This is a genomic window from Bacillus sp. CBEL-1, assembly GCF_004348885.1.
GTDB classification, from domain to species: Bacteria; Bacillota; Bacilli; order Bacillales; family Bacillaceae_H; genus Priestia; species Priestia aryabhattai_A.
This window is the reverse complement of record NZ_SBIM01000006.1, coordinates 218,479-245,219: the sequence shown is the minus strand read 5'-3', so window position 1 is coordinate 245,219 and position 26,741 is coordinate 218,479. Positions and strand designations below refer to the sequence as shown.

Here is a 26,741-nt window from a genome sequence, read left to right as displayed (position 1 = left end):
TAAGGTTAGTTGTCTTTTTTATTAAAAAGGATAGTTCCTTCACTTGAGACTAATGCCTTCCCAAAAAAGATCTACTAACGACTGAGCAGTTTTTTCGGGCCCTCCGAGTTCATTGATTAATTCTTTTTTATTTCGAATCATAGTTACTGTTGAAAATGCATGGGCAAGGAGAAGGGGATTACTCTGAACGATATCACCGTCTTCCATCGCTTGTTTGAAAATATCTTCCAGTGCTTGATGAACTTCTTTCTCTGCTCCACGGATTTTTTTTATATGATCTTCTGTAAGTGAAGAAGTAGCCTCGTTTAATAGTGTTTCAAAGTCGATATGCGGTGTTTGAAGATGATTTAACGTGACTTCATACAATCGAGTTTTTAATCCTTTTGAACTTTGTAACAGTCGCTCTGTTTGGATTGTAATACGCTCAAACATACTTGATACGGATACCGTAAATAAATTTGCTTTATTTTTAAAGTAATAGTACACGCTTGCTTTTGTTACGTCACTTGCTTCTGCGACTTGTTCCATTGAGACACTTTCATATCCATATGTCATAAAGAGATGAGCTGAAGTTTTCAAGATTTGCTCCCTCGTTACATTCTTTTCAATTGTTATTTTCGGTCTTCCAGGCTTTTTCTTCGGTATGTTATCACTCATAGGGAGCCTCCTAGTTCAAAAAATAGACATATTAATTTAGTTGATTAATTAACCTTTTGGTATATATAATTATTTAAAGGATCTAATATTAGTTTAATGGATTTAAGTAAATCAAACAAATTTAATTACAAGGAAAAGAGGGTTTATAGATGAAGAAAAAAATAGGCTACCTTTTGGCTAGTATTGTCGTTCTACTAGTATTGGGGTTTCTAGGCTTTTTTATATGGTCACAGCAAACATATGAACCATCTGAAAAGCTTTATACGCTCATAGATAAAAAAGAAATTAAGCAAGAAGAAGATTGGGTTATCTTTAATCCTAAAGAGAATAACCAAATCGGGATCGTGTTGTATCCAGGTGCAAAAGTAGAACCTGAAGCTTACAGTTACTACGGTAAACAATTAGCAGACGAAGGTTATCTGGTTGCAATACCCAATGTAAACCTTAACTTTGCCTTGTTTGACTCAAATAAAGCGCAAGAGGTAATGGATAGTTATTCATCAGTAAACAAGTGGATCGTAGGTGGACATTCTTTAGGTGGCGTTGCGGCATCTAAATTTGCTCATTCTCATCCAAAAGAAGTGGTTGGTTTGTTTTTCTTAGGTTCTTATCCGGATGAAGCATCTGATTTCTCAAACACTAACCTTCCTATTTTGTCTATATATGGTGAAAAAGACGGCCTATCTACAAAAGATAAGATTCAAGACACGCAGCAGCTTCTTTCCAAGAATGCAACAATGCATGAAATAAAAGGTGGAAATCATGCTCAATTTGGAATTTATGGACCGCAAAAAGGAGATATGAAAGCATCTATCCCCGTTAAAAAGCAGCAGGATGAAATGGCACAGACTACACTGACATGGATAAAAGGAAACAAATACTAAGCATTTCTTTGGAGAGTGAGTCGTATGAATTCAATTGATATGATCATTAAAGCATTAAAAAAGCAAAATATTAGGGTTGAAAAAGTACGAGTAAAAAAGGATGACCGTGCCGAATGGTCACTTTCACAGGCATTAGAAAAGCCAAACATCGTAATCAAGCAAAATTAAAAGAAATGATTAGAAATTCGAACAAACCGTGATAGCCACTATGTTTAAAAGAATTGTTTTTATCAAAAGGAGCAAAAATGATTGATACCATTCTCTATCTACTATTTACTATTTTCTACGTAGCATTGTTTATATTCAGTATTAAATTAATTAAGAAAAAAGCATTATCGTTTTATATGCTTTCCTTTCCTTTAGTAATCATAGGCTTAATCTATGATAATTTAATTATCTTTATAGGTTCATTTATTGGCGAGGGGAATACACTCTTTGCTCTTAGCTTGCTCCGCTTTTGGCTCCATGCTTTGTTTACGCCAACACTTATTCTGTTTGGATATGGAATCGCAAAACATGCCAATATTAGCTGGGCTAATAAGCCAATTGTTAAGGTGTTGTTTCTGATAAGCACAGCAATCCTTATTAGTTATGAAGTAGTAAAGACAATTAGTCATGATGTGGCAGCTATAAGTGAGTATGGCATTATTCGCTATGGAATTGTAGGAACATCTGGTCCACCTATTATGGTAATAGTTGTAGCGCTTATCTTACTTTTTATCGGTATCTCAATCTTCAAGCACATGAATTGGAGAATCATGATGATTGGCGTAGCAGTGATGATTGTAGGAAGCGCAATTCCTTTTTCTCTTCCAAGTACAGCTGTGATAAACCTGTTTGAAGTTATATTTATGTTATCCTTAGCTTTGACTCATCGTCACTTAGTAAAGGTGTATCAGTATAGATATGTTGCTCAGGCTGGCTAAACTAGAGTTCAAAGTACACAAAAAGCTCAAATCCAAACGGAATTGAGCTTTTTTTATCTTCTCAAAACTGCTTTCTACGTAAAAAGATGGTAAATTGTTTAATCATTTAAATATAATAAAACTATACGAGCTGTTCGTTGGTGGTCTATTAACTAAGTGTGGGGTGATGTATGGATAACTACAGAGGATACATAAAAAAATACTATAAGCCTTTTAGCATTGCACTTTTGTTCCTAATGCTAGAAGCGATTTGTGACTTGATGCAACCAACGATTATGGCAAAAATTATTGATGTTGGAATAGCCAATCGGGATTTAGACTATGTGCTTCGGATGGGAGCGGTGATGCTTGGCGTGACGCTGCTTGGAGGAGTAGCAGCTTCGACACGTAGCATTTTAGCAAGCATCACGTCTCAAAATTTTGGGGCTGAGCTGCGCCTTGATTTGTTTAGAAGAATTCAAACTCTTTCTTTTAAACGAATTAATAACTATGACCGAGCGTCGTTAATTACGAGACTAACAAATGACGTGACACAGGTGCAGCTATTTGTGAACGGTTTGATGAGGATTTATATTAAAGCGCCTTTACTAGCAATTGGTGGCCTCATTATGGCAACCACGTTAAATATTCATTTATCTGTGGTACTTATAGTAGTGGTACCGATAATTGTGGTTCTGCTTATTACGAATATTAAACTCAGTATTCCGCGCTTTGCAAAGCTTCAGAATGCACTCGACCGAGTCAATGGATCGATGCGAGACTATTTATCAGGTGTTCGCGTAGTAAAAGCATTCAATCGATTCAATTATGAAACAGCAAAATTTAGCAGGTTTAACGATGAGCTTCAGGATAAATCGGTTGCGGCCACAAGAGTCATTGCTATTTTTAGTCCAATTATTATGCTTGTGATGAACGTAGGAATTGTGGCCGTCCTTTGGATTGGCGGTCATGGAGTAGAAAGCGGCACAATTCAAGTGGGACACGTCGTGGCATTTACGAACTATATGACGCAAATTCTCTTTTCACTTATGATGATTTCTATGGTATTTAATATGTTTGTCCGAGCGAGAACGTCAGCTGGCCGCATTGGTGAAGTGCTAGGCGAAAAAAACGATATGACGTGGACAGAGGAACAGTTTGTTTCTAATCAAGGAGGAAAAATCGAGTTTGAAAATGTGTCTTTTTCATATAATGCAACATCGCAAGAACCGGTCTTAAAAAACGTTACGTTTACGTGTATGCCTGGAGAAACTCTTGGTATTATCGGAAAAACGGGTGCGGGAAAAAGCAGTCTTGTGAGTTTAATTCCACGCTTATATGATGCAACGAGCGGAACAATTAAACTAAACGATAGCGACATTCGGGAGATTGAGCCAAAAGCCATACGTGAAAGAATTGCGATTGTTGCTCAAAAAGCGATGTTATTCACGGGGACGATTGGTGATAATATCCGCTGGGGACGAGAAGATGCGTCTGAAGAAGAAGTACAGCTAGCAGCTGAAATGGCTGATGCAAATGGGTTTATTCAAAGGTCAAAAGCGGGCTATGAAACGGAAATTGGACAGGGTGGAGTTAACTTATCGGGTGGCCAGAAGCAGCGAGTTTCGATTGCTCGAGCGCTAATTAAACAGCCTGAAATCTTAATCTTAGATGATAGCACCAGCGCGGTGGATATGGCGACTGAAGCAAAGATTAAACAATCGTTGGAGAGATATGCTAATGACATCACGTGCATTCTTGTTTCACAGCGAATTTCAACGGTAGCAGATGCAGACCGAATTCTTGTAGTTGATAACGGTGAGATTGTTGGAAACGGCAAGCATGAGGAGCTATTACAAACGTGTCAAGCTTATAAAGAGATCTACGAATCACAGTTTGAAAAGGAGGTGCGTTAACTTGGCGCAAAGAACCAATCAAGAAGTGAAAAAGGATAGCGCACCTCTTATGCCTGGCCGCCAGGGTGGCGGAGGAGCGGCTCGCTTTCAACGGCCAGTGATAAAACCGAAAGATTTTAAAGGAACGATGAAGAGGCTCTGGTCTTATTTTGGAGAAGATAAAGGGCTTTTGGCGACTGTTTTTCTGTTGACGATGATGGACTCCATCATCGTGCTGTTCGTTCCATTTTTAATTGGGAAAGCGGTAGATACGATGGCGCTGACGGAATCTGTTTCGTTTAGCGTGCTCAATACCATGATAGTGACGCTTTTGGTTGCGTACATCACAAGCTCTCTATTAAATTTTTCACAGGGCTGGATGATGGCCGGAATTATTGGACGAATGGTTAAAAGATTAAGACAGCATTTGTTTGGTAAGCTGCAAAGTCTACCTGTGGCCTTTTTTGACTCACGCACACATGGAGAAATGATGAGCCGATTAGCAAACGATATTGATAACGTCAGCACGTCAATTTCTCAGTCTATTACGCAGCTCATGTCTGGTGTAATTATTTTAATAGGGTCATTAGTGATGATGTTAGTCTTAAGTCCGTTACTCACGCTAGCAAGTCTTATTACTATTCCTTTAATGTTTCTTTTAACAAAGTCGATTGCTAGAAAAACGAAAGTGTTATTTAAAGAGCAACAAAAAGAGCTAGGCATGCTTAATGGGCATGTTGAAGAGATGATCACTGGTTTGGAGGTTGTTAAAGCCTATAATTATGAAGAAAAGTCCATTCATCGCTTTGAAGAAGTGAATACGAGACTGAGAGAAGTTGGTATAAAGGCACAAATATGGTCAGGATTTTTAATGCCGATGATGAACGTAATTAATAATTTTGGCTTTATGGTTATTGCTGTTGTGGGGGGATATTTAGCTATTAATGAGCTCATTACAGTAGGCTTAATTGCAAGTTTTATCACCTACTCGCGCCAATTTGTACGTCCGTTAAATGATCTTGCGAATATCTTTAACACTCTCCAGTCTGGCGTGGCCGGTGCTGAACGAGTATTTGACGTGTTAGATAGCAAAGAAGAAGATGCAGACCCTAAGAATGCCATTGATTTAACAAACCCAAAAGGGATTGTGGAATTTAAAAATGTGAGCTTTGGTTACAGCGATGATGCATTTATTTTAAAAAATATTAGCTTTAGGGCAGAAGCAGGCAGTAGCACGGCTTTAGTTGGAACAACTGGAGCTGGAAAAACAACTATTATTAATTTACTCACAAGGTTCTATGAGATTTCTGAAGGGCAAATTTTAATTGATGGAATCGATATTCGGAACTACACGAGAGAAAGTCTGAGAAAATGCTTTGGTATCGTGCTTCAAGATACATATTTATTTTCAGGAACCATTATGGACAACATTCGATACGGAAATTCAGAAGCAAGTGAACAAGAAGTAAAAGAAGCGGCTAAAGTAGCGAATGCAGATTACTTCATTAATCAACTGCCAAAAGGGTATGAGACTAAGCTAGCGGAAAACGGTGATAATCTGAGCCAAGGGCAAAAGCAGCTGCTTGCTATATCCAGAGTGCTGCTTTCAAATCCATCAATGCTTATACTGGACGAAGCAACCAGTAATATTGATACGCGAACCGAATTGTACATTCAGGAGGCACTACGCACCATCTTACAAGGGAAAACTAGCTTTATTATCGCCCATAGATTAAACACTATTCGTCATGCAGATACAATTATGTTTATTGAAAATGGCAACATTAAAGAAAAAGGTAATCATGATGAGTTGATGAATAAAGAAGGGGTCTACTATCGTATGATTCACCATCAATTCAAGACTCCAAAGTCTCTCAGTCACTAATAAACTCATATAAAGTAGAAAGCTCAACATCTGATTTAATAAAGACAGATGTTGAGCTTTTTTTATAGACCGTTTCTCTAAGACTTTATATGAACATTTTCCGCATCACAGATAATAATATAAAAAATCTACCTCGTAAAAAAGATAGACATAAGAAAATCTTTTCATCTTTAAAATAAAAATCAAATATATGGATATTTTGTATATCTATTGTTAATTTTTCAATGTAAAATTAACAATTTTTTTAGACTTTTTACACCTAATTAAAGGATTTACAAAACGTTTACAAAAATCGAAATAAAAATTTACAAGCGCAGTTTACTCTATAAGAAATACGAATAGAGTGTCTTGGAGGTTTAGAGATGAAGCTTATAAGAAAGACAGCGATAGGATTACTTGTTCTATCTTTTGTTACTACTTTGGCAGCGTGTGGTTCTTCTGATACTAGTTCAGAGAATTCATCTGGAGGTAGCAATTACACACTAGCAATTTCCGGCTCAACGTCCGTTGGTCCTTTAGCTGAGAAGCTAGCAGCTAAATATGAAGAGAAAAATAATATTAACATAGAGATAAATCAAATTGGTTCTTCCGCGGGAATTACCAACGCAACAAGCGGTGTTTCGGAGGTTGGGATGTCTTCACGTGACTTAAAAGAAGAAGAAAAAGCAACCGGCTTAAAAGAACATATCATTGCTTACGATGGGATTGTGGTAATTACGCATCCTACAAATAAAGTCAAGAACCTTTCAATGGAACAAGTAAAGAAAATCTTCACAGGTGAAATTACTAATTGGAAAGAGCTTGGTGGAGATGATATGGAAATTGTTGTTGTCTCTCGAGAAGATGGATCAGGTTCAAGGGATGCGTTTCAAGAAATTGTGGGCTACTCTTCTGGAGAGCTAATCAAAAATGCCATTGTTGCGAGTGGAAATGGAAACATTAAAACGACAGTTGCTACAAATGAGCACGCTGTAGGCTTTGTTTCGTTTGAGTATATTGATGAGTCTGTTGCTACTTTAAATATTAATGGAGTAAAGCCAACAGCAGATAATGTGTTACAGCAAAAATACAGCTTATCAAGACCTTTTTTGTTTGTGAACAAACCAGAAAACTTAAGTGAAGAAGGTCAGAAATTTATTGATTATATCTTAAGTCCAGAAGGTCAGAAAATTGCATCGGATGCGGGCGTAATACCATTAAAATAAAACGGTACGTTTAAGCAATTTTGGAGGAATGAAGTATGTCAACGCTACCTATTAAAAAGCAAAATCAAGAAGTTGAAAAATCGAATCGAATGAAGTATATGCTAGAGAAGTTGTCGGGAAGGCTATTTATGCTCTGTGCCCTCCTTTCAGTAGCCAGTCTAGTGTTAATTATAGGATTTGTGTTTTATAAAGGGTTTCATCCTTTCTTTACACAAGGATACAGTTTTATTGACTTTCTCTTTGGAGTAGATTGGGTACCTAGTGAAGATAAGTTTGGAATCTTTCCTATGATTGTAGCATCTGTATTTGCTACGATTGGAGCCCTCATTATTGGTGTACCAATTGCTTTATTTACCGCTATCTTTTTAGCTGAAATTGCACCTAAAAACTTAGCGAAAATTGTTTCGCCTGCTGTTCAGCTCCTAGCAGGTATTCCGTCTGTGTTATATGGAGTATTTGGATTAGCCGTCATTGTGCCTTTTTTACAAAATAATTTGGGGCTAGCTCGAGGTCAAAGCTTATTGGCGGTCATTTTAGTTTTAGCTATTATGATGTTACCAACGGTTGTTACAGTAGCTGAAACGGCAATCCGTGCAGTGCCAAAAACGTATCGTGAAGGGTCGCTAGCTCTGGGAGTTTCTAAGATTGGCACGATTTTTAAAGTGGTAGTACCAGCAGCGAAGTCAGGTATTATGACGGCTGTCGTACTAGGAATGGGGAGAGCAATCGGAGAAACAATGGCCGTTATACTAGTTGCAGGGAACAGCTTAATCATTCCATCAAGCTTAACAGACAGCGTGCGCCCGTTAACAACTAACATTGCGCTAGAGATGGGATATGCAGCAGGTACACATCAAGAGATGTTGTTTGCTACAGGGATTGTGTTGTTTTCGTTTATTTTACTATTAAATTTTGTATTAGCGAAGATCAGCTCAAAAGGAGGTAACTAAGTTGAGGAAGTTTAAAGATAATCTACTAAATGGACTGCTTTGGTTTTCAGCTTTTTTAACGGTTGCCGTCCTAGTTACTATCGTTGGATATATTTTTTATAAAGGCTATCGCTTAATTAGCATTGATTTTATCTTTGGCGATTATTCACCTTCAGGACATGACGGTGGGATTTGGCCAATGGTTGTCGCAACAATTTATACAATTGTTATTTCATTACTAATTGCAACACCAATTGGAATCTTGGCTGCTGTATATTTACAGGAATACGCAAAACAAGGAAAGCTAGTTAGAGTCATTCGCTTTGCTACGGAAAGCTTAACGGGAATCCCGTCCATTATTTACGGTTTGTTTGGTGCAGTATTCTTTGTGACGACGTTAAAGCTAGGTATGTCGATTATTTCGGCTTCTTTAACGCTTACCATTATTGTTTTACCAGTTATTATTCGAACAACGGAAGAAGCATTAAAAGTTGTGCCACGCTCATATCGCGAAGGATCATTAGCTCTAGGTACAACAAAGTTACAAACTTTATATAAAGTAATTTTACCGAGCGCTATGCCCGGTATACTATCTGGTATCATCCTTTCGATCGGTCGTATCGTTGGTGAGTCAGCAGCAATTTTCTTAACAGCAGGAACGGTAGCTGCACTGCCAGAGAGTATATTTTCTTCAGCTAGAACATTAACCGTTCACTCGTACTTAGTTACGCAAGAATCTGGAGATATTGAGCTTGCCGCAGCAATTGGAATTGTATTGATTGTGGTCATTTTAGTGTTGAACTTTGCAACGACTTTTATATCTAAAAAGCTAAATAAAGCCGACTATTAAGAGAGGAGTCGAATGATGAATATAACTATTGATCGTCAGAAGGATAGCAAAACAAAGGTGTTAGGAAACGAGGGTCATTCTGATAAGAAGACAAAGATTAGCGTAAGGGATTTAAATTTGTTTTATGGAGAAAAACAAGCACTTTACTCTGTTTCTCTTGATATTAAAGAAAAAGAAGTTACCGCATTTATCGGTCCATCTGGGTGCGGAAAGTCAACGTTTTTGCGTACATTAAATCGGATGAATGACTTAATAGACAGCGTAAAAATTAACGGAGAAGTAATTATTGATAACGAAAACATTTATGAGTCAAGCGACGTAATTAAGCTAAGAACAAAAGTAGGAATGGTGTTTCAAAAAGCAAACCTATTTCCAATGAGCATTTATGATAATGTGGCGTATGGGCCAAGAATGCACGGGATTAAAAATAAAAAAGAGCTAAACAAAATAGTGGAAGAGAGCTTGCGCGGCGCTGCAATTTGGGATGAGGTAAAAGATCGCTTAAAGACTTCAGCACTTGGTTTATCAGGCGGGCAGCAACAGCGTGTTTGTATTGCGCGTGCTATCGCTATGAAGCCGGATGTAATCTTAATGGATGAACCAACTTCAGCTTTAGATCCAATTTCTACTTTAAAAGTAGAAGAGCTAATTGCTCAGATGAAAAAAGATTATACAATTATCATTGTTACTCATAACATGCAACAAGCTGCTCGTATCTCAGATAAAACCGCCTTTTTCTTAAATGGTGAGGTAGTTGAATACAGCTCTACAGATAAACTTTTTTCAATTCCTGAAGATAAACGAACGGAAGATTATATTACTGGTCGATTCGGCTAATTATACACGTGGAAAAATCCTAGGGAATTTATTTCCCGGGATTTTTTTGTTGAAAGATTGGTGATTTCCATCGAGAAATTCTCTAAAATAAAGAAAAAGGTAGAGAAAGCGAGTAGAAGATGAGAATTCAAAAGTATATTAGCGAAACAGGTTTTTGTTCGAGAAGGCAAACAAATCGCTTACTCATAGAAGGTAGAGTAACGGTTAACGGAACCGTGAGTGATAAGAATACAATGGTAGCAGAGCATGATGAAGTTTTGATTGATGGAAGACCTATTCCTTGTAAGGAACAGTCGGTTTATTTAGCGCTTCATAAGCCGGTGGGTATTACGTGTACAGCAGCTAAAGAAGTAGAAGGAAATATTATTGATTTTGTAAATTATCCAACGCGAATCTTTCCTGTTGGCCGCCTGGATAAAGCTTCCGAAGGGCTTATTTTAATGACAAATGACGGTGATATTTTCAACAAGATTCTTCGATCAGAGCATGGTCATGAAAAAGAGTATGTTGTTACAGTGGATAAAATAATTACAGAGCAGTTCGTGTTACAAATGGAAAGCGGTGTTGAGATTTTAAATACCATAACTAAGCCGTGCAAAATCGAAAAAATAAGTGACAATGTGTTTAAAATTATTTTAACTCAAGGACTTAATCGACAGATTAGAAGAATGTGTAAAGCATTAGGTTACCGAGTTGAGCGTCTGCAGCGGATTCGTATTATGAATATTCACCTAGGAAATTTAGAAGCGGGGGTTTGGAGAGAGCTGTCCCAGCAAGAATTAAATGAACTATTGAAAGAGCTTCAATGACTTATTGAAGCTCTTTCCTTTTAAACGTGGTATTCTAGAAGTAAGTTATTATTTGAAAGAAGGAATAAAAAATGTATTTAACAATAACAGAAGCAGCTGAATATTTATCCTTACCTGAGCAATATATTGAAAGTCTTATTCAGCAGGGGAAGATTCGTACTGTTTTTGACGGTGAACAATACGTAATAAACAAAGAACAATTTAATACGCATTTTGAACAGCTTGAAAAATATAAAAAGCAGATGGAAGAATATTTAAGTGAGCCTATTCCAGAAGACATGGATGTAAAAGACGAAGATTAGTCCTCACTCTTTTCAAAGATGATTAAATACGTTTCAGCTACTAAAAAGGAGCATTTTAGTACTGATATGCGCAAAAAATGTCGAAAAAAGAAAAAAAATGACTGAAAATGTAGTTTTTAAGGGTTTATTTTTTGTATAATAAAGGAAGAAGTTGAAAAAGGAGAATTATATTGGAACAAGCAAAACAATCAAAAATAATTATCTTTATTGCGGTGCTGTTCTTTTTCATTCTTTTTGCTGTTATTATGCTAAAAGCACAAGGGATTTTACATAATCAAGGTGCAGAACCAGCTGAAAAAAAACATGTGGCGATTTTAACTAGTGATGCTATTATAGATCAGAGCTGGGGAAGTTTAGCCTATAAAGGGAAAGTGAAAATTGAGAATGAATTCCCCGTCATTGCAAATGTTTACAGTCAGCTTGATAGTAAACAAAAGGTAGAAAATGCTGTTCAGGCTGCAGTTGAAGAAAAAGCCGAAGTCATTATTGGTCATGGAAGAGAGTTCTCTCCTTTTTTTAATAAATTAGCAACCTCTTATCCACATGTTCACTTCGTTACAATACACGGTACCGCTGAACATTCCAACCAAACAGTCTATACGTTTGATCAATATCAAACTGAATATGGAGCAGGAGTTGCGGCTAGTTTTAAAACAAGTAGTAACAAGGTAGGCCTTATCGATGCATTTGAAGCTCGTGAGAAAAACAAAGGCTTTGAAAATGGATTGATGACGGCGGATGAGGATATTGAATTCTTTTACCGAGTGGTAAATAGCCGAGATGATAGTAAAAAGGCTGTTGAGTTAATGAATGAATTAGTAGACCAAGGAGTCGACGTCATTTATGCTAAAGGAAATTCATATAATCGAGATATTATTAGTACAGCTAAAGAAAAAGGAATTTATGTTATAGGTTATCTTGATGATCAATCGTATATGGGAGAGAATCAAGTACTAACAAGCGTTATTAATGATGTACCAGAGTCTTATAGCTCCATTATGGAGGATTATTTTAGCGAAAGCGGTTTACCATCAGGCACGGTCGTATTAGATGAGAATGATGGTGTGTACCGACTTGCTCCTTTTGGTCCTATGTACACAGAAAAAGAGAAGAGAGCAATCGAGAATAGCATAGAAGAATAGTAGCAGGAAGCTAGCAATATAGAAAGTATACAAAGAAAGAGATGATTATGAAGAATGTGATAAGTAAGCTTTCGTTTCGGAGTAAAATCCTGAGTTCACTCTTGGTTATTGCCTTGTTGTTGAGCAGCCTGTCGTTTATTTTTGTATATTCAATCGATGATTTGAGTCATGTTAGCCAAAGATTAAAAAATGAAGAAATTCCAGAGTTAGTTTGGCTTTCTCATTGGGACGAAGAGCTTCATGTTAAGCAATATATTGTTTCAAACAATCTAGAAAGAGATAATTGCTGTGCAAGCGTAGTAACAGAATATAAGCAATATGGTAATCACGCAATAAGAAAAGTAGAAAATGATAAATTGGCTTTTCCAGCATCGCTCCAACAATTGAAAGAGCAAATTGAACTGCTTGATTTTCAAATGAATAATAATGTTGCAGGGTTAATTGATTACGGAGATCAAGAAGCAGTTTCCACTTATCTTGAAGAGGTTTATTTGCCTCAGCTATATAAAGTACAAGGTGAGATTCATGATCAAAAGAAAGATGTATCAAATTCCTTAGGTGAACTGTCCAGTGATTTGCCGCTTATTATTCGGAATGCACTAATTGGATTATTAATTTCAATGGTTGTCATTGTATTCTTGTCAATTTTTATTTCCTACCGTATGAGCAGAATGTTGACCAAACCTGTGGAAAGCATGGCTGCACGAGTCAATCGGATTGCTGATGGTGAATACGGATTACGACTAGAAGAAGAGCAGCAAGTCGAGTTTCTTAGACTAAGCAAATCAATCAACAAGATGTCTCAAAATCTTTCTGAGTCTTTTCATAAGATAACGTCAGAGAAGACATACCGTGAGCAAATATTAAACTCATTGCCTGTTGGTATTATTACAGTTGATCATTACAATAATCATCTTTTCTTAAATGGAGCAGTAAAAAAGATGTTAATGATTAGCTTAAGCGATGTTCAGCATGCTTTATATCATGAAGGAAACGAGAACGAAGCATTTTGGCGTATTTTACGTGAGAAAAAAGTAAAAAGACATCAAAAAGTAACGTACCAGCTAAACCAAGAAGAACGCTGCCTGCTGGTTTCTCAATCACAGCTAGTGAATGATGAAAACAATGTGGTCGGTCGGATTTTTCATTTCATTGATATCACTGATACGCAGCAGTTAGAACGTCGAATGCATCAATCAGAGAAACTAGCATTAGTAGGAGAATTAGCTGCAGGAGCAGCTCATGAAATTCGTAATCCACTAGCGGTTATTCATGGCTTTTTATCACTTATGAACCACGGACTTTCTATAGAGGATCGAAAGTCGTTTCAGGTTGAGCTATTGCTTAAAGAGCTTGAGCGAATTAATTCAATTGTAGAAGAAATGCTGATGCTTGCAAAACCAGGAGCACCCGTTATGAAAGCAAAGAGAATTGATTATGTATTAGAAGAGATTATTTCGTTCATTACCGCTAATAATCAATCCTTTATGGTTCAAGTACAGATGGAAAAAGCAATGGTTTGGATTGATGATAAACAAATAAAGCAAGTGGTTCATAATTTGCTACGAAATAGCTTAGAAGCTATGAACGGGGCCGGTAGGATGGAAATCACCGGAATGGTGAAGAGAAATCAATACTGCATTTATCTAAAAGATAGTGGCACGGGCATCCCAGAAGAGGTTCAAAAGAATATCTTTCATCCGTTTAATACATCGAAGGAAAACGGCACGGGATTAGGTTTGACCATTGTAAAGACAATTCTTCAAAATCACGGTGGAGATATTGAATTAGTGGAAACATCTGAAAAAGGAACAACGTTTATGCTGACGTTGCCAATAAATTAAAAGACTGCCTGATGTTCAGGCAGTCTTTTAATTTATTGTTCGGTTAAAATAACCGGCCCCTCTTTCGTAATTGCAATGGTATGCTCGTACTGCGCAGATAGTTTTCCATCTGTTGTACGCGCTGTCCATCCGTTTTTATCCATTTTGGATTGCCAAGTTCCTACGTTTACCATTGGTTCAATTGTAATAACCATTCCTTCTTTTAAACGAGGTCCTTTCCCAGGTTTGCCATAGTGAAAAATGGTTGGTTCCTCATGCATTGTGTTACCAATGCCGTGTCCAGTAAAGTCACGAACAACGGAAAAGCCTTCTCCTTCCACATAAGATTGGATAGCATACCCAATATCACCTGTGCGATTTCCTACCTGTGCTTGCTCTATACCTTTATATAATGCGTTGTACGTTACATCCATCAAGCGCTTTGCTTCATCAGAGATTTCCCCGACTTTATGAGTCCATGCTGAATCGGCTAAAGCACCATTTAAGTTAACCACCATATCGATAGTCACAATATCTCCACTTTTTAGAGGTTGCTTCGTTGGAAAGCCGTGACAAATCTCATCGTTCAGCGATGCACATGTGGCGAACTGGTATCCTTTATATCCCTTTTGCTCTGGCGTAGCAGCGTGTTTTTCTAAAAAGCTTTCAACAAATTGATCAATTTGATGCGTTGTAATACCTGGTTTAATCATTTGTTCAATCTCTTTATGACATTGAGCTAATAACTTACCTGCTTCATGCATTAAGTTGATTTCGCGTTCACTTTTTAATGAAATCAAGTAAACTCCTCCTTTTGAGTGTACATTCTCTATATCTAAAATGGATTTAAAAATCCAAACTAAGTTTAATCCAAATTTTATGATAACGCTCCCTAAACTAAAAAAGCAAGAAACCCGCTTGATTTTCATGTTTGTAAAAAGATCATTCAGGGGAGAGTAAAAATGAGACTTGCGCTATAGTTATGATATAGTTAAAAGATAGAATCAATAATTTAGGAGGGTATGCAGCGATGACTCGAGGAAAAACGTTTACCGGTTACGTTGGAACGTATACAAAAGGTTCAAGTGAAGGAGTTTACACATTTACATTTGATGCAGAGAAAAAGGAATTAAGAGATGTACGAGCAGTAGCTAAAATTGATAACCCTACATATGTGAATATTAGCAAGAACAATGAATACTTATATGCTGTTGTAAAAGAGGGAGATAAAGGAGGCGTAGCTTCTTACAAAATCAATCCTGAAAACGGCGATTTAACGTTTGTTAATAACCAAATGCTTGAAGGACCTTCACCGTGTTATGTGGCAGTTAACGATAACAATGACCAGGTGTTAACTGCTAATTATCATCGAGGAAGTATTGAATCATACGTAACTTCTTCTCAAAGCGGAGAAGTGTGGCCAGCTGCTTCAGTTATGCAACATGAAGGAGAAGGCCCGAACAAAGATCGTCAAGAAAAGCCACACGCTCACTATTCAGACTTTACGCCAGACGGTAAGTACGCTGTAGCGGTGGATCTTGGCACAGATGAAATCATCACGTATGCTGTTGGAGAAGAAGGGAAATTAACAAAAGCTCAAACGTTTAACACGTCACCTGGCGCTGGACCAAGACATTTAACGTTCCATCCAAATGGCAAGTATGCGTATGTGATGACAGAGCTAAGCAATGAAGTGTTAGTGTTAGAATATAACGCGCAAGATGGGAGCTTTACACAACTACAAGCAATTGCAACCTTACCAGCAGATTTTACTGAAAATAGCCAAGGAAGTGCGGTTCATATCTCATCAGATGGCCGTTTCGTCTATGCTGGAAACCGTGGGCATAATACTATTGCAACGTTTGCTGTTAGTAACGACGGCCATGAACTTACGTTTGTTGAGTGGACGGATACAAAAGGAGACTGGCCACGTGATTTCGTATTAGATCCAACGGAACAATTTATTGTGGCATCTAATCAAGAGACTGGAAACTTAGTGTTGTTTGAACGAAATGAAGAAACTGGCAAGTTAACGTTCGTAGACTCAATTGTTGATGTACCATACGCGGTTTGCGTAAAGTTTTTAAATGTATAAATTAACTTGTTTTTTGAAAAACCTATCTGCTTAAGCAGATAGGTTTTTCTGCTTATCAACAGGAAACGTAGAGGATAGTAAAGAACATGGAGAGTGTAACGTTAGAGAGAGGGTGAAATGATTAATGTTTAACAGCAAATATCCATTAATTCAGGCACCGATGGCAGGAGGAGTATCTACACCTAAGCTGGCTGCTGCTGTTTGCAAAGCTGGAGGAGTGGGCTTTCTTGCCGGAGGTTATAAAACAACATCTGCTTTAAAAGAAGAAATAGAACAGCTGCAAAAGCAACAACCCGGTGTATTTGGCGTTAATTTATTTGTACCAGAAGAAGAAGGAAACTATGACCTCAAACAGTATGAAGAGCGTATAAAAAGTACGGCAGTTACGTTGCAGGAAGAAATAGGTGTTCCAAGATACCATGACGATGAATGGAAGGATAAACTTATGCTCTTAGCAAATCATCCTGTTCCATTAGTTAGTTTTACGTTTGGCTGTCCAGAAAAAAATGTTATTCGAACATTGCAGACGAAAGGAACCGTCGTTATCGTAACGATAACAACACCAAAAGAAGCGAAGCTGGCAGCTGAAGCAGGGGCGGATGCACTTTGCTTGCAGGGAATTGAAGCGGGTGGCCATCGCGGAAGCTTTAACAATCAAGAAGGGAAAGAAGAAGACTATGGAATTTTAGAGCTCATAGATCTTGTAAAAAAGCAGTCTAGCTTGCCGCTTATTGCTGCCGGTGGAATTATGGACAAAGATGGTGTAGAGGTAGTATTGAATGCTGGGGCTAGTGCCGTTCAAGTAGGAACAGCTTTTCTTTGTTGTAAGGAAAGTGGGGCGAACTCTACCTATAAGAAAGCATTATTAAATAAAACGTACAAAGAGACGGCCATTACCCGAGCTTTTACAGGCAGGCGTGCTAGAGGTTTGGCAAATACATTTTTGCTTTCCCATACTGACTCCGCTCCAGCAGCCTATCCGCACGTTCACTATATGACCCAGCCGCTTCGGAAAAAGGCTGCTAAGCAAGGGGAGGCAAATTATCTTTCCCTTTGGGCGGGTATTGGTCACAATAAAGTAAAAGAGTGCTCAGCCCAAGAGGTCGTACGGTCCTTAATGATGTAAAAAACAGAGGCTTGATCAGCCTCTGTTTTTACGATTGGACAAAATGCTTATGCTTTTCATGATGAAAGTTTCCACCTAAATCTTCTACTTTCTCTTTTGTTTCTTGTAAAATTGCTCTTGCTTCTACTTTCTGTTCATCTGTTAATCCTTGTAATAGATGCCCTTCACGTTCTGGGAAAGTGATTCCAAGCTCTTTAAGCTTTTCAATACCTCCTTTTTTCGTAATGGAACCTTCTTTAATTTGATTCATAATCTTTTTCGCTTGCTCTTTTTGCTCTTCAGTTAAATTAGAAAGCGGGTGTTTATGCATTTTTTTAGGTAGGTTAATACCTTGCTCTTTTAACTTAGTATAGGCTTCTTCTTTTGTTAAAGAACCATCTTTTACTTGTTCCATAATGTTGTGAAACTGTTCTTTTTGCTCTTTCGTTAAGTTGTGGAAAGGGTGATCTTTTTTCTCGGGAAATACCACACCGAGCTTTTCTAATTTTGTTTTTGCCTCGTTCATAACTACATCGACTTTTTCTTGCGTTTCGGCATCTAGCTGAACGTCTTCTTTATAGTGATTTGTTCGCTGAACGATTGTATTTTCGCCCACATTGTCTTTTGTTGCCGCAAACACAGGTGTGTTTACCGCTGCTACTGCGCCGAGAGTTAAACTGCTGGCCAACACATAGCCAAGCCACTTCTTGTTCATTTTTTTCACTCCTTTTTATGTTAAGTTCCCCGATGAAGGAACAACATATGAGAAGTATGTTGTTCACATTTGATAATGTAACCAGCAATAGTGAAAAAATGGTGAAAGTAGCAAAAAGATTTAAAAAAGATGAGAGGAGCATATTTCCAAGAGTGAATTTCTTTTCATTCGTTGCTGAGTATACTATGCTTATTCTTAATTTATTACATGTATAGGCAAGGAGCATAAATAAAAACATGAATGCGGTAGAGACAATTCTTAAGTTGCTATTAATCGGCATTATTGCGTATGGATTAATCTTTTTTGTTCAAAAAAATTGGCCTATTTCTCCTTTTGGTCCCAGTTTAAGTGAGTTTAAAGACGCAACAGACCTTCATCCCGATGTAGCCGAAAAAAGAGATCAGCTTATCGAAAAAGCAAAAGCACAGGGAATAGATGTTGTCATTACGGATGGCTTTCGCTCATTTGAAGAACAAGACGAACTTTATGCCCGTGGCCGAACGACCGAAGGGCAGATTGTCACGTACTCAAAAGGTGGCGAATCTTATCATAACTACGGTTTAGCGATTGATTTTGCGTTGCGAGTCGATAATGGCGATATTATTTGGGACATGGAGTATGACGGCAATGGTAATGGTAAATCTGACTGGATGGAAGTAGCTGAAATTGGTAAAAAACTTGGCTTTGAGTGGGGAGGAGACTGGCAAGGATTTAAGGATTATCCTCATTTTCAATTAAGGCCTGAAGATATAAAATAACGCGCTTAGAATAAAACTAAGCGCGCTTCTATATAAAAGAGGGATTAATCGTCCCACTCAACCTTTAATATGTTTCCGTTAATAGCGTCAATATCAACATTGACTTCACGGTTATCGTCAGTGTGAATTTCAATCTCATAGTGCAGCTGATGATCGTCGCGGTCTAACTCTGTTTCAACAATGGTTCCAGCTTGCTCTTTTAGTGCTACTTTTGTTGCTTCCTCTAATGAAAATTTAGCTTCTTCAATGCTTATCTCGCCATCACGGTCATCGTCATCATCGCTATCTAAGCGTTCTTGATCAAACTCTACTACTTTTCCAGAGTTAAAATCAACGTCCACATCGTATTCCAACTCACCATTTATAATTTCAAATTCATATTTTTTCGTTCTATCATCTGTATCCACGCTCATCTTTGTAATGTTACCACCATTTGTTTGTTCTAGCGCAATTTCTTTTGCTTGCTCTTCTGAAATCGTTGTTGAGTTGGCCGATACGGATTGTAAAGGCTGTTTATCTGTCATAGCGTAAGCACCAGCGCCTAATCCACCTAAAACTAAAGTTCCCGTTAATAACGTTGCCGCAAGTTTCATAATCAATAACCTCCTTGTTTTGTTTACATCCTTATCTTATCCAGCGAAGATTAAAGGAAAAGGAGAGAAAGATTAGAATTTGATGAGAAATCGGATAGTTTTTGAGGAAATGCTCTCATAATTCATAGAAAAAAGCTTATCCGTGCTACAAAACTAGCAGGATAAGCCTTTAATCATCGTCTGTCTCAAACTGAATTGATACGATTTCACCAGAATAGGCATCGATAAGTACAGTTGCTTCTTCACTTGGGCTTTGATCAATTTCTACTTCATATAAAAGCTCATCGTCATCATCTTCTAGCTCCACCGATGAAATGGTGCCCTTTACTTTTTCTAGCGCAATTTTTTTGGCTCCTTCTTTGCTGATAAGAGTGGTTAACTGTTCATTTTCCTGAGCAGTAGAGACGTTTGCGATTGAACCATCTGAACGATTGACTTTCACAATATGAGTGCCGCCATTATTCTTAATTGTTATATCATAGTGGTCATTGCTTTCTTTTACGTTTTCCACAGTACCTTGTACACGTTCCGCTGCTTTCTTTTTTGCTTGCTCCTGAGTGAGCTGTGCACGAGGTTTCTCTTCGTTCGTTGATTCACTGACTTTTGAAAAATCGATAATGTCACCAGAAGCTCTATCAACCATGATTTCATACGTATTGTTTTGATTGGTAAGCTGTACGTGAAACTGATTGTCTACTTTTTGTATTCGATCAATCTGACCTTCGTATTTTTGCTTAACGAGGCTTTGTACGTCGCTTTCTGATAAAGAAGAAGCACTGGTATTGTTTAAAGCTGTTACCCAGTACCAAATTCCGATGGCCACAGCAAGCGCGCTTAAAACCATAATCAGTGTTCGTTTCATAGTATCACCTCCAGCTGATTATCTCATTGGTTTATGATAATGAAGTTAAAATAAGATTAAAATTTCATGAGAAATGAATTGGTAAGCGGATTTGTACAGTTGTGCCTTTTTCTTCTTCACTTTCAATCTCAATGGTACCTTGGTGTGCTTTAACAATTTTTGATGCAATAGCTAGACCTAGACCAGAACCGCCAGTTTCTCGACTTCTTGCTTTATCAACACGAAAAAAGCGTTCATAAACGTGTGTCAAGTCCTCTTTTGGAATGCCAATTCCATGATCTATTATGGTAATAAGGCATGTTTTATCTACTGCATTGACGATTAATTCTACTGACTCTTCACTATATTTAATTGCATTATCTAATAAAATATAAAGAAGCTGCTTAAGCTTTTGTTCATCACTACTAACTTGAATCGAATGCATTGAAGGCTTTACATGAATCGTTCGCTGGAATGCTTGCTGCAGACTACGACCGGTTTCAATACATAGGGTGTTAATATCAGTGGGCTGTATGTGTAATTCCAGCTGGGAGTCATCTTTTGCTAAGACAAGCATTTGCTCGGTTAAAGCTTTCATCCGCATTGACTCTGAGTGAATAGATTCAACGGCTTCTTCCAGTATATCAGGCCGCTTCATTCCCCAGCGCTTGAGCATATTGGCATAGCTTTCAATGACTGTAAGCGGTGTTTTTAACTCATGAGAAGCATCGGATACGAACTGCTCCTGCTTTTTATAGTTTTCTTCAAGTAAATCCATCATATTGTTAAACGTACTAGCCATTTGATCAAGTTCATCTTTAGAGGATGACTTCGTTGCAATTCGTTTAAAGGTACGTGAGGTCTGAATATCTTCCATTGTATAAATAAGTGATTGAATTGGCTGTAAAACCACTTTGCTTAAAAAGCGACCACCAATAACGGTTGGAACTAAAATGATAAAAGAAGCGACAATTAGAATGATACGTAAAATACTTAAAGACTGCTCAACATCCACTAATCGCTCGGTAAGTTCCAGGCTCACAACATTACCGTTTGTCCAGATAATAGGCATTGATGCACTTGCATAAATGGCGCCTGATTTCTGTGTAACATCAGTGTGTTCGTTTGTTCGATAGGTTGCGTTTAAACTACGAAGCGATAGCTCATCCTTTAAAGTTGTTAGTAAGGTTTTGTTATTTTCATCAATAATGCGAATCATCCCGTTTAAAGGAACATAAGCATTGAATAAATTTCGAGGTTCAACAGCGGTTGAGCCACTTCTGTTAAAGCCTTCTGCAATATCATTAACTTGGCTATCTAAGCGTTCTATGGCATGGTCTGTCATGGTTTTTTTAAAGATAAAATAGATTGAGCTATTGGTTACAAGAAGCAACAGGATAAGAAGGAGCGTTGTAAATAACGTAATTTTCGTTTTTAGCTTCATCTTATTTATTCCTTTAGCATGTAGCCAACGCCACGTACCGTATGAAGGTAAGGGTTTGAATAAGGTGCATCAATTTTTTTGCGAAGATAGCGAATATACACATCTACTACGTTTGTATCTCCATAATAATCAAATCCCCACACATTTGTCAGAAGTTGCTCTCGACTAAGAACTTGATTTTTATTTTTTAATAAGTAAACAAGTAAATCGTATTCCCTTGGCGTGAGTTCAATGGTATTTCCTTCTCTTATGACTATCCGTGTTTTTTCGTCAACGGTTAAGTCGCCAATTTGAAGAATTGAATTTTCTTCAACGGTAGTAGACTGATGACGAAGCCAGACGCGAATTCGGGCGAGCAATTCTTCAATTTCAAATGGCTTTGTCATATAATCGTTTGCTCCTAAATCAAGTCCGCTAATTTTATCAGGAAGTGAATCGCGAGCTGTTAGTAAAATAACTGGGATGAACTGGTTGTTCGCTCGTATTCTTCTTAATACTTCAAGCCCACTTAATCCTGGAAGCATGACGTCAAGGATAAGTAAGTCAAATTGTTGACCTTGAAATAACGACAGCCCGTCTGCACCGGTATGAGCAGTGGCAGTTTCGTATCCTTCATATTCCAGTTCAAGTTGAATAAGTCTTGCAATTTTCTTTTCATCTTCAACAATTAAAATCTTTCCTTTGCTCACGATAGGCCTCCTTAACAGTAGTATGTAATTGCGTACATTATAGCATGAAAAGAAGTGGCAAGCTGTTTTTAATAAAATAGTAATAGATTTTCAAATAAAGGTTGATTTATATCTTTTATTAATGAATAATAATTAATATAATTATATATTTATTCATTAATATAGGAGGATTTTTTATGGAACACATGGGTTGGATTTCGTTAATACCAGCTTTTATAGCTGTTGTTCTTGCACTTATTAGTAAAAATGTTATTTTATCTTTATTCATGGGTGCCTTATCCGGGATTGTTATTTTACAAAAAGGAGCACCAATTGCATCAGTTCAAACATTCATTGGTGATTACTTATTCGTTCAGTTAACGGATAGTTATAACGCTGGGGTGTTAGTATTACTTGTGTTTATCGGTGGATTTGTAGCGCTTGTAGAGAAATCTGGAGGAGCAGGTGCTTTTGCAGAAAAGGTCATACATGTGTTAAATACGCGTGTGAAGACCCAAGTGTCCGCTTGGCTAGGCGGTATTTTAATCTTTTTCTCAGATTTGGGCACACCTTTAATTGTAGGCCCAGTTTTTGAAAAAGTATTTGATAAGATGAAGATTTCACGTGAGAAACTTGCATGGATTATTGATTCAACGTCGTCCCCGGTTGCTGTTTTAATTCCGTTTATCGGTTGGGGCGTGTATATTATGGGACTTATTCAAAAAGAATTTGACGCTTCAAACGTAACAAATATGACAGACTGGGAAGCTTTTGTGGGAGCTATTCCATTCCAATTTTATTCAATCTTAACGGTTATTATGGTACCTTTGGTAGTTATGACAAAGCTTGATATTGGACCAATGAAGAAAGCAGAAGAGAGAGTACAAACAACCGGCAAGCTATATTGGGATACATCGATTCCACTGCGAAAATCAGAAGCAATGAACGAAATTCAGCAGACAAAGAGCAAGGCGAGTTTTATTATTGTTCCTTTGCTAGTTTTGTTTATCACGCTGTTTGGAATTTTGATTTCGTTAGGCTTTCCTTTTAAACAAGTGGAGGGTAGTGCGTTTCGTATAGCGTTAACGACGGGGTACTTATTTGCTTCTGTTACGCTAATTGGATTTTTGGTCATTTCAAAAGTGAAAAAATTTGCTGAAACGATGGACATTTATTTTCACGGTATGCAAAAAATGATGGTTGTGGCAGCGACGTTAGTATTAGCTTGGGCGCTTGGAACGGTAATGAAGGAAATGGGAACAGCTAATTATATAGTGGAAGTTATTGATGGCAATTTGCCAGTTTTTCTAATTCCAGCTTTACTATTTGCCATTGGGGCAGTCATGTCACTTGCTTCTGGAACATCATGGGGAACGTTTGCGATTATGATGCCGCTAGCAATTCCGATGGCCGTTCAGCTTGATGCTTCACTGCTTGTTTGCATTGGTGCTGTTCTATCGGGAGGTATGTTTGGAGATCACTGTTCCCCAATTTCAGATACAACTGTGCTTTCTTCTACTGGAGCGGGCTGTGACCATATTGATCATGTCAAAACACAGCTTCCATATGCACTAGTAAATGCAGGTTCAGCATTTATAGCTTTTTTAATTGCTGGTATTTTCGGTCATGTTGCAACGCTCTTACTTGCAATTGTATTGATGGCTCTAACAGTTTGGATTTTATCGAAAAGAAAGAATCAATCCACGTCGAATACACTTTCACACTAGAAGCTTACATTTTCAAGGGATAATCGGAACATGCTATACTGAACAGTGGAGGTGTCGAGATGCGTTTAGAAAATAAAAAAGTAATTGCGCTTGTAAGCGAAGACTTTGAAGATTTAGAGTTATGGTATCCTGTCATGCGACTTCGTGAAGAAGGAGCTGAGGTGCATTTAGTTGGTGAAAAGGCTAAGGAAACATATAAAGGAAAATACGGAGTGCCCGCTATGTCCGACTATGCGTTTTCCGATGTGAAAGCAAACGATTATGATGCCATCTTAGTACCAGGAGGATGGGCGCCAGATAAACTGCGCCGCTATCCAGAAGTTATTGAAATGGTTCAACATATGGACGAGCACAAGAAGCCAATTGGCCAAATTTGTCATGCTGGCTGGGTATTGATTTCAGCAAAGATTTTAAAAGGCCGTAACGTTACAAGTACGCCTGGTATTAAAGATGATATGGAGAATGCTGGTGCTATCTGGCACGACGAAGCAGTTGTAGTTGATGGCCACATTATCTCAAGTCGTCGTCCACCAGATTTACCACCGTATGCAAAAGCATTTGCGGACGTTTTAGCGGAGAAATAAGAGGTAAGTAAAAACTATTTATTCAAATGAAAAAAGCGAGCAAGGAAATCCCTGCTCGCTTTTTTAGCTTTCATATTAAGTAACTTGCCTTTGTGCAAGTGTAAAAACAAATTCATTTTATGATTAAACCCATACTAATAAGGATTTAAATTTTCTCTGCTGTTGTGGACACAATTAGCATTGATTGTGTCTGCTCATATGGATTTATCCATTGCCGCGGTTCATCAATTCCACACGATCGTTTAACCTAAACGACGCAAGCCCTACCTCTCTTGCATCCTTACGGCTCCGAAGCCGATCCAGTGTGAGTAAGTTGTTTTTAAAAACATGTGTAGAATGCCAGTATTTTTACCTTGCATTTTACAATACATCCTCTCAAGTTACTTCTTTTTGAAGTTAGAATCATAATTCTACGCAATGTTAGTTTAAAAGTCAAGGATATGTTTTTGATTTTAAAAATATTTTTGTGGTAAAGGATATTATTTTTCGAACAAAGTAATATTTGATACGATAAAAAAAAGATAATAAAGGAGTGACATTATGAATACGAATCAAGCCTTTCGTGAAGAACTACTAGAAACTGTTTCAACTTTGTCATATGAAGAATTAAACCAAAAAGTATCAGAAGAAAAATGGAGTATTATGCAGGTATTGGAACACTTGTATCTAATGGAAGAGATGATTGTAGCTCGCGTGTATTATCAGTTGCAAAATGGAGAGGACAAGCCAGCACAAAAGAAGCCGTTTCATTTAACGACGGATCGTTCTCGGAAAGTACCTGCACCTCCACAGGTCACTCCTTCAGAAGAACCACAGACGTTAGAGGAAATGAAGATGAAGCTTGCAACATCGCGTACGAAGCTAGAAGATATTACTAAACGTGTAGCGACAGAGGAACTACAGAAAAAGTCGTTCCCTCATCCAATCTTTGGTGATATGGATTTAGCTCAGTGGATTGAGTTTGTAGGTTATCATGAAAAGAGACATCTTTTACAGATTGAAGAGTTAAAGGCAGAAATGAACTAAAAGCAGGTGCTTCCACCTGCTTTTTTAATTTGGAGAAAGAATCGGATAATCAGACATCGTCCAGATACCCACGCTATAGGTTTTAGGACTATGATTTTCTACCGTACTTCCCCCTTGAATCGTAAATAACAATTTTAAAGGGTCATCTGCATAGTACATCGTTTCTTTTGTATACGGGTTATAAAATACTTTAGGAGGAAGTTTTGGGACGATATCCGTTGTATTAATAAACGATCGGCTCTCAGGTACTAAGCTTGTATAAGTACGAACAAAGTTTAAATCTCCAACTCGTGGAGATGCGTAGTTGTACATGGTGACGCCTGGGAAATTTGTGTTGGTCACAACGTCAAGAGCATGCAGCGTAGCGAGGGCAGCCCCAAGACTGTGCCCGGTAATATAAAGAGGCTTGGCTGGTAAGGTAGCGTACGTGGATAGTATCTCATCTCGACATGATTCATAAATCTTTAAAAATCCTTCATGAACAAGGCCGGCATTTTGTGTATAAGGGTAAGGCCGCTGGTGGATTTGAGCATCTGCAATCCAATTTGCTTCTGATTGGGTTCCTCGAAACGCAATAACAATTGCCTCATCTGATTCTAAAATAAACCCAAACCATTCTTTTTTTCCAAGGACAGATGCTTGGAATGCTTTAATAAATTGATACCCTTTTGGGACCTCGAACGTACCTGCTTGCTGATATTGTTGATAGCTTAGTACACACATATAAAGAAGGTCTAGGGCAAGCGGTCGATAAAACAAAGGTTCAATTTTCATATTTAAGCCCACTTTCTCTAATAAACGTTTTTCTCTCAACTTATGAAAAAATGGAACTTTGGTGCTTGTTTCTCTTAGAGAATTGGCGTGAGAATAAAAATATGCGTAGAGTTATAAAAGAATGATATCGCTCTTTTTTTATGAAAGATAGTTATAGAATCTATAAAAACTATTTATTTTTGTATAAAATAACTAAATTTAAAATAAATAATCAAAGTTATATTGTTAAAATAAACAATATAACTTATAATTTTAAAAAAACAGAAAATTAGCAAGTTATAAGGGGGA

The 26,741-nt window shown here is 37.6% G+C and carries 27 protein-coding genes; 19 read left to right on the top strand and 8 right to left on the bottom strand.

The genetic code is table 11. The annotated features are described in order from the left end of the window. Positions 1-39 precede the first annotated feature (39 nt). Positions 40-657 carry a TetR/AcrR family transcriptional regulator gene (locus EPL02_RS05870; protein WP_131887234.1) on the bottom strand — a complete coding sequence of 206 codons (618 nt, stop codon included), beginning with the start codon at positions 655-657 and terminating at the stop codon, positions 40-42. Positions 658-806: 149 nt separating this feature from the next. On the opposite strand from EPL02_RS05870, the gene EPL02_RS05865 reads away from it, so the two are divergent. The 13 genes from EPL02_RS05865 to EPL02_RS05810 all read left to right on the top strand — a co-directional run bounded on the left by EPL02_RS05865 (position 807) and on the right by EPL02_RS05810 (position 14,144). Beyond that, complete coding sequence (locus EPL02_RS05865; RefSeq protein ID WP_131887233.1) at positions 807-1,541, top strand: alpha/beta family hydrolase; 735 nt, start codon at positions 807-809, stop codon at positions 1,539-1,541. A gap of 24 nt (positions 1,542-1,565) precedes the next feature. Continuing rightward, positions 1,566-1,709 (top strand): hypothetical protein, encoded by a 144-nt coding sequence (locus tag EPL02_RS20790; RefSeq protein WP_165932521.1) that lies wholly within the window; start codon positions 1,566-1,568, stop codon positions 1,707-1,709. A gap of 77 nt (positions 1,710-1,786) precedes the next feature. Then, positions 1,787-2,467 carry a hypothetical protein gene (locus EPL02_RS05860; protein ID WP_131887232.1) on the top strand — a complete coding sequence of 227 codons (681 nt, stop codon included), beginning with the start codon at positions 1,787-1,789 and terminating at the stop codon, positions 2,465-2,467. A gap of 170 nt (positions 2,468-2,637) precedes the next feature. Further along, entirely contained in the window at positions 2,638-4,362 is a 1,725-nt protein-coding gene (locus EPL02_RS05855) for an ABC transporter ATP-binding protein (RefSeq protein ID WP_131887231.1), read from the top strand. A 49-nt stretch (positions 4,363-4,411) separates the two neighbouring features. Next, a complete protein-coding gene (locus tag EPL02_RS05850; protein ID WP_131887255.1) occupies positions 4,412-6,226 on the top strand; it encodes an ABC transporter ATP-binding protein in 1,815 nt (604 codons plus the stop codon). Between the two features lie 362 nt (positions 6,227-6,588). Beyond that, positions 6,589-7,431, top strand: coding sequence for a phosphate ABC transporter substrate-binding protein (locus EPL02_RS05845; protein ID WP_131887230.1), 843 nt, complete (start codon positions 6,589-6,591; stop codon positions 7,429-7,431). 35 nt (positions 7,432-7,466) lie between these two features. Then, positions 7,467-8,381, top strand: coding sequence for a phosphate ABC transporter permease subunit PstC (pstC, locus tag EPL02_RS05840; protein WP_094911270.1), 915 nt, complete (start codon positions 7,467-7,469; stop codon positions 8,379-8,381). A gap of 1 nt (position 8,382) precedes the next feature. Continuing rightward, positions 8,383-9,210 (top strand): phosphate ABC transporter permease PstA, encoded by an 828-nt coding sequence (gene pstA, locus EPL02_RS05835; protein ID WP_094911271.1) that lies wholly within the window; start codon positions 8,383-8,385, stop codon positions 9,208-9,210. Positions 9,211-9,225: 15 nt separating this feature from the next. Next, entirely contained in the window at positions 9,226-10,047 is an 822-nt protein-coding gene (pstB, locus tag EPL02_RS05830) for a phosphate ABC transporter ATP-binding protein PstB (protein ID WP_094911272.1), read from the top strand. 119 nt (positions 10,048-10,166) lie between these two features. Then, positions 10,167-10,856, top strand: coding sequence for a pseudouridine synthase (locus tag EPL02_RS05825; RefSeq protein ID WP_094911273.1), 690 nt, complete (start codon positions 10,167-10,169; stop codon positions 10,854-10,856). A gap of 71 nt (positions 10,857-10,927) precedes the next feature. Further along, on the top strand, positions 10,928-11,158 hold the full coding sequence (locus EPL02_RS05820; RefSeq protein ID WP_094911274.1) for an excisionase family DNA-binding protein: 231 nt from the start codon (positions 10,928-10,930) through the stop codon (positions 11,156-11,158). 170 nt (positions 11,159-11,328) lie between these two features. Beyond that, positions 11,329-12,300, top strand: coding sequence for a BMP family ABC transporter substrate-binding protein (locus EPL02_RS05815; RefSeq protein WP_094911275.1), 972 nt, complete (start codon positions 11,329-11,331; stop codon positions 12,298-12,300). Between the two features lie 47 nt (positions 12,301-12,347). Next, positions 12,348-14,144: a sensor histidine kinase gene (locus tag EPL02_RS05810; protein WP_165932520.1), complete on the top strand. Its 1,797-nt coding sequence runs from the start codon at positions 12,348-12,350 to the stop codon at positions 14,142-14,144. Between the two features lie 32 nt (positions 14,145-14,176). Here the strand turns inward: EPL02_RS05810 and map are convergent, their stop codons facing one another. Beyond that, a complete protein-coding gene (gene map, locus EPL02_RS05805) occupies positions 14,177-14,923 on the bottom strand; it encodes a type I methionyl aminopeptidase (RefSeq protein ID WP_094911277.1) in 747 nt (248 codons plus the stop codon). A 230-nt stretch (positions 14,924-15,153) separates the two neighbouring features. Between map and EPL02_RS05800 the strand changes: the two genes are divergently transcribed. Both EPL02_RS05800 and EPL02_RS05795 read left to right on the top strand, forming a co-directional pair. Continuing rightward, entirely contained in the window at positions 15,154-16,218 is a 1,065-nt protein-coding gene (locus tag EPL02_RS05800; protein ID WP_131887229.1) for a lactonase family protein, read from the top strand. A 124-nt stretch (positions 16,219-16,342) separates the two neighbouring features. After that, on the top strand, positions 16,343-17,344 hold the full coding sequence (locus tag EPL02_RS05795) for an NAD(P)H-dependent flavin oxidoreductase (RefSeq protein WP_094911279.1): 1,002 nt from the start codon (positions 16,343-16,345) through the stop codon (positions 17,342-17,344). Positions 17,345-17,372: 28 nt separating this feature from the next. Here EPL02_RS05795 and EPL02_RS05790 read toward each other — a convergent pair whose 3' ends face one another. Then, positions 17,373-18,038 (bottom strand): hypothetical protein, encoded by a 666-nt coding sequence (locus EPL02_RS05790; RefSeq protein WP_131887228.1) that lies wholly within the window; start codon positions 18,036-18,038, stop codon positions 17,373-17,375. Between the two features lie 236 nt (positions 18,039-18,274). Between EPL02_RS05790 and EPL02_RS05785 the strand changes: the two genes are divergently transcribed. Continuing rightward, positions 18,275-18,796 carry a M15 family metallopeptidase gene (locus tag EPL02_RS05785; protein WP_094911281.1) on the top strand — a complete coding sequence of 174 codons (522 nt, stop codon included), beginning with the start codon at positions 18,275-18,277 and terminating at the stop codon, positions 18,794-18,796. Between the two features lie 44 nt (positions 18,797-18,840). On the opposite strand, the gene EPL02_RS05780 is transcribed toward EPL02_RS05785, so the two are convergent. From EPL02_RS05780 to EPL02_RS05765, 4 genes are all read right to left on the bottom strand, one after another. Next, the gene (locus tag EPL02_RS05780) at positions 18,841-19,389 is read right to left on the bottom strand and encodes a PepSY domain-containing protein (protein WP_094911282.1); all 549 of its coding nucleotides are present in this window, start codon (positions 19,387-19,389) and stop codon (positions 18,841-18,843) included. A gap of 169 nt (positions 19,390-19,558) precedes the next feature. Then, complete coding sequence (locus tag EPL02_RS05775) at positions 19,559-20,251, bottom strand: PepSY domain-containing protein (protein WP_094911283.1); 693 nt, start codon at positions 20,249-20,251, stop codon at positions 19,559-19,561. A gap of 64 nt (positions 20,252-20,315) precedes the next feature. Then, the gene (locus EPL02_RS05770) at positions 20,316-21,674 is read right to left on the bottom strand and encodes a sensor histidine kinase (protein WP_094911284.1); all 1,359 of its coding nucleotides are present in this window, start codon (positions 21,672-21,674) and stop codon (positions 20,316-20,318) included. Positions 21,675-21,679: 5 nt separating this feature from the next. Further along, the gene (locus tag EPL02_RS05765; protein WP_094911285.1) at positions 21,680-22,363 is read right to left on the bottom strand and encodes a response regulator transcription factor; all 684 of its coding nucleotides are present in this window, start codon (positions 22,361-22,363) and stop codon (positions 21,680-21,682) included. A gap of 176 nt (positions 22,364-22,539) precedes the next feature. Here EPL02_RS05765 and EPL02_RS05760 point away from each other — a divergent pair, with 176 nt between their 5' ends. The 3 genes from EPL02_RS05760 (at position 22,540) to EPL02_RS05750 (ending at position 25,679) form a co-directional block, all read left to right on the top strand. Continuing rightward, positions 22,540-24,069, top strand: a complete 1,530-nt coding sequence (locus EPL02_RS05760; RefSeq protein ID WP_094911286.1) for a Na+/H+ antiporter NhaC family protein — start codon at positions 22,540-22,542, stop codon at positions 24,067-24,069. A gap of 59 nt (positions 24,070-24,128) precedes the next feature. Next, on the top strand, positions 24,129-24,653 hold the full coding sequence (locus tag EPL02_RS05755; RefSeq protein ID WP_094911287.1) for a type 1 glutamine amidotransferase domain-containing protein: 525 nt from the start codon (positions 24,129-24,131) through the stop codon (positions 24,651-24,653). A gap of 540 nt (positions 24,654-25,193) precedes the next feature. Beyond that, a complete protein-coding gene (locus tag EPL02_RS05750; RefSeq protein ID WP_094911288.1) occupies positions 25,194-25,679 on the top strand; it encodes a DinB family protein in 486 nt (161 codons plus the stop codon). 24 nt (positions 25,680-25,703) lie between these two features. Here EPL02_RS05750 and EPL02_RS05745 read toward each other — a convergent pair whose 3' ends face one another. Further along, positions 25,704-26,453, bottom strand: a complete 750-nt coding sequence (locus EPL02_RS05745) for a lipase family protein (protein WP_094911289.1) — start codon at positions 26,451-26,453, stop codon at positions 25,704-25,706. Positions 26,454-26,741: the final 288 nt, after the last annotated feature.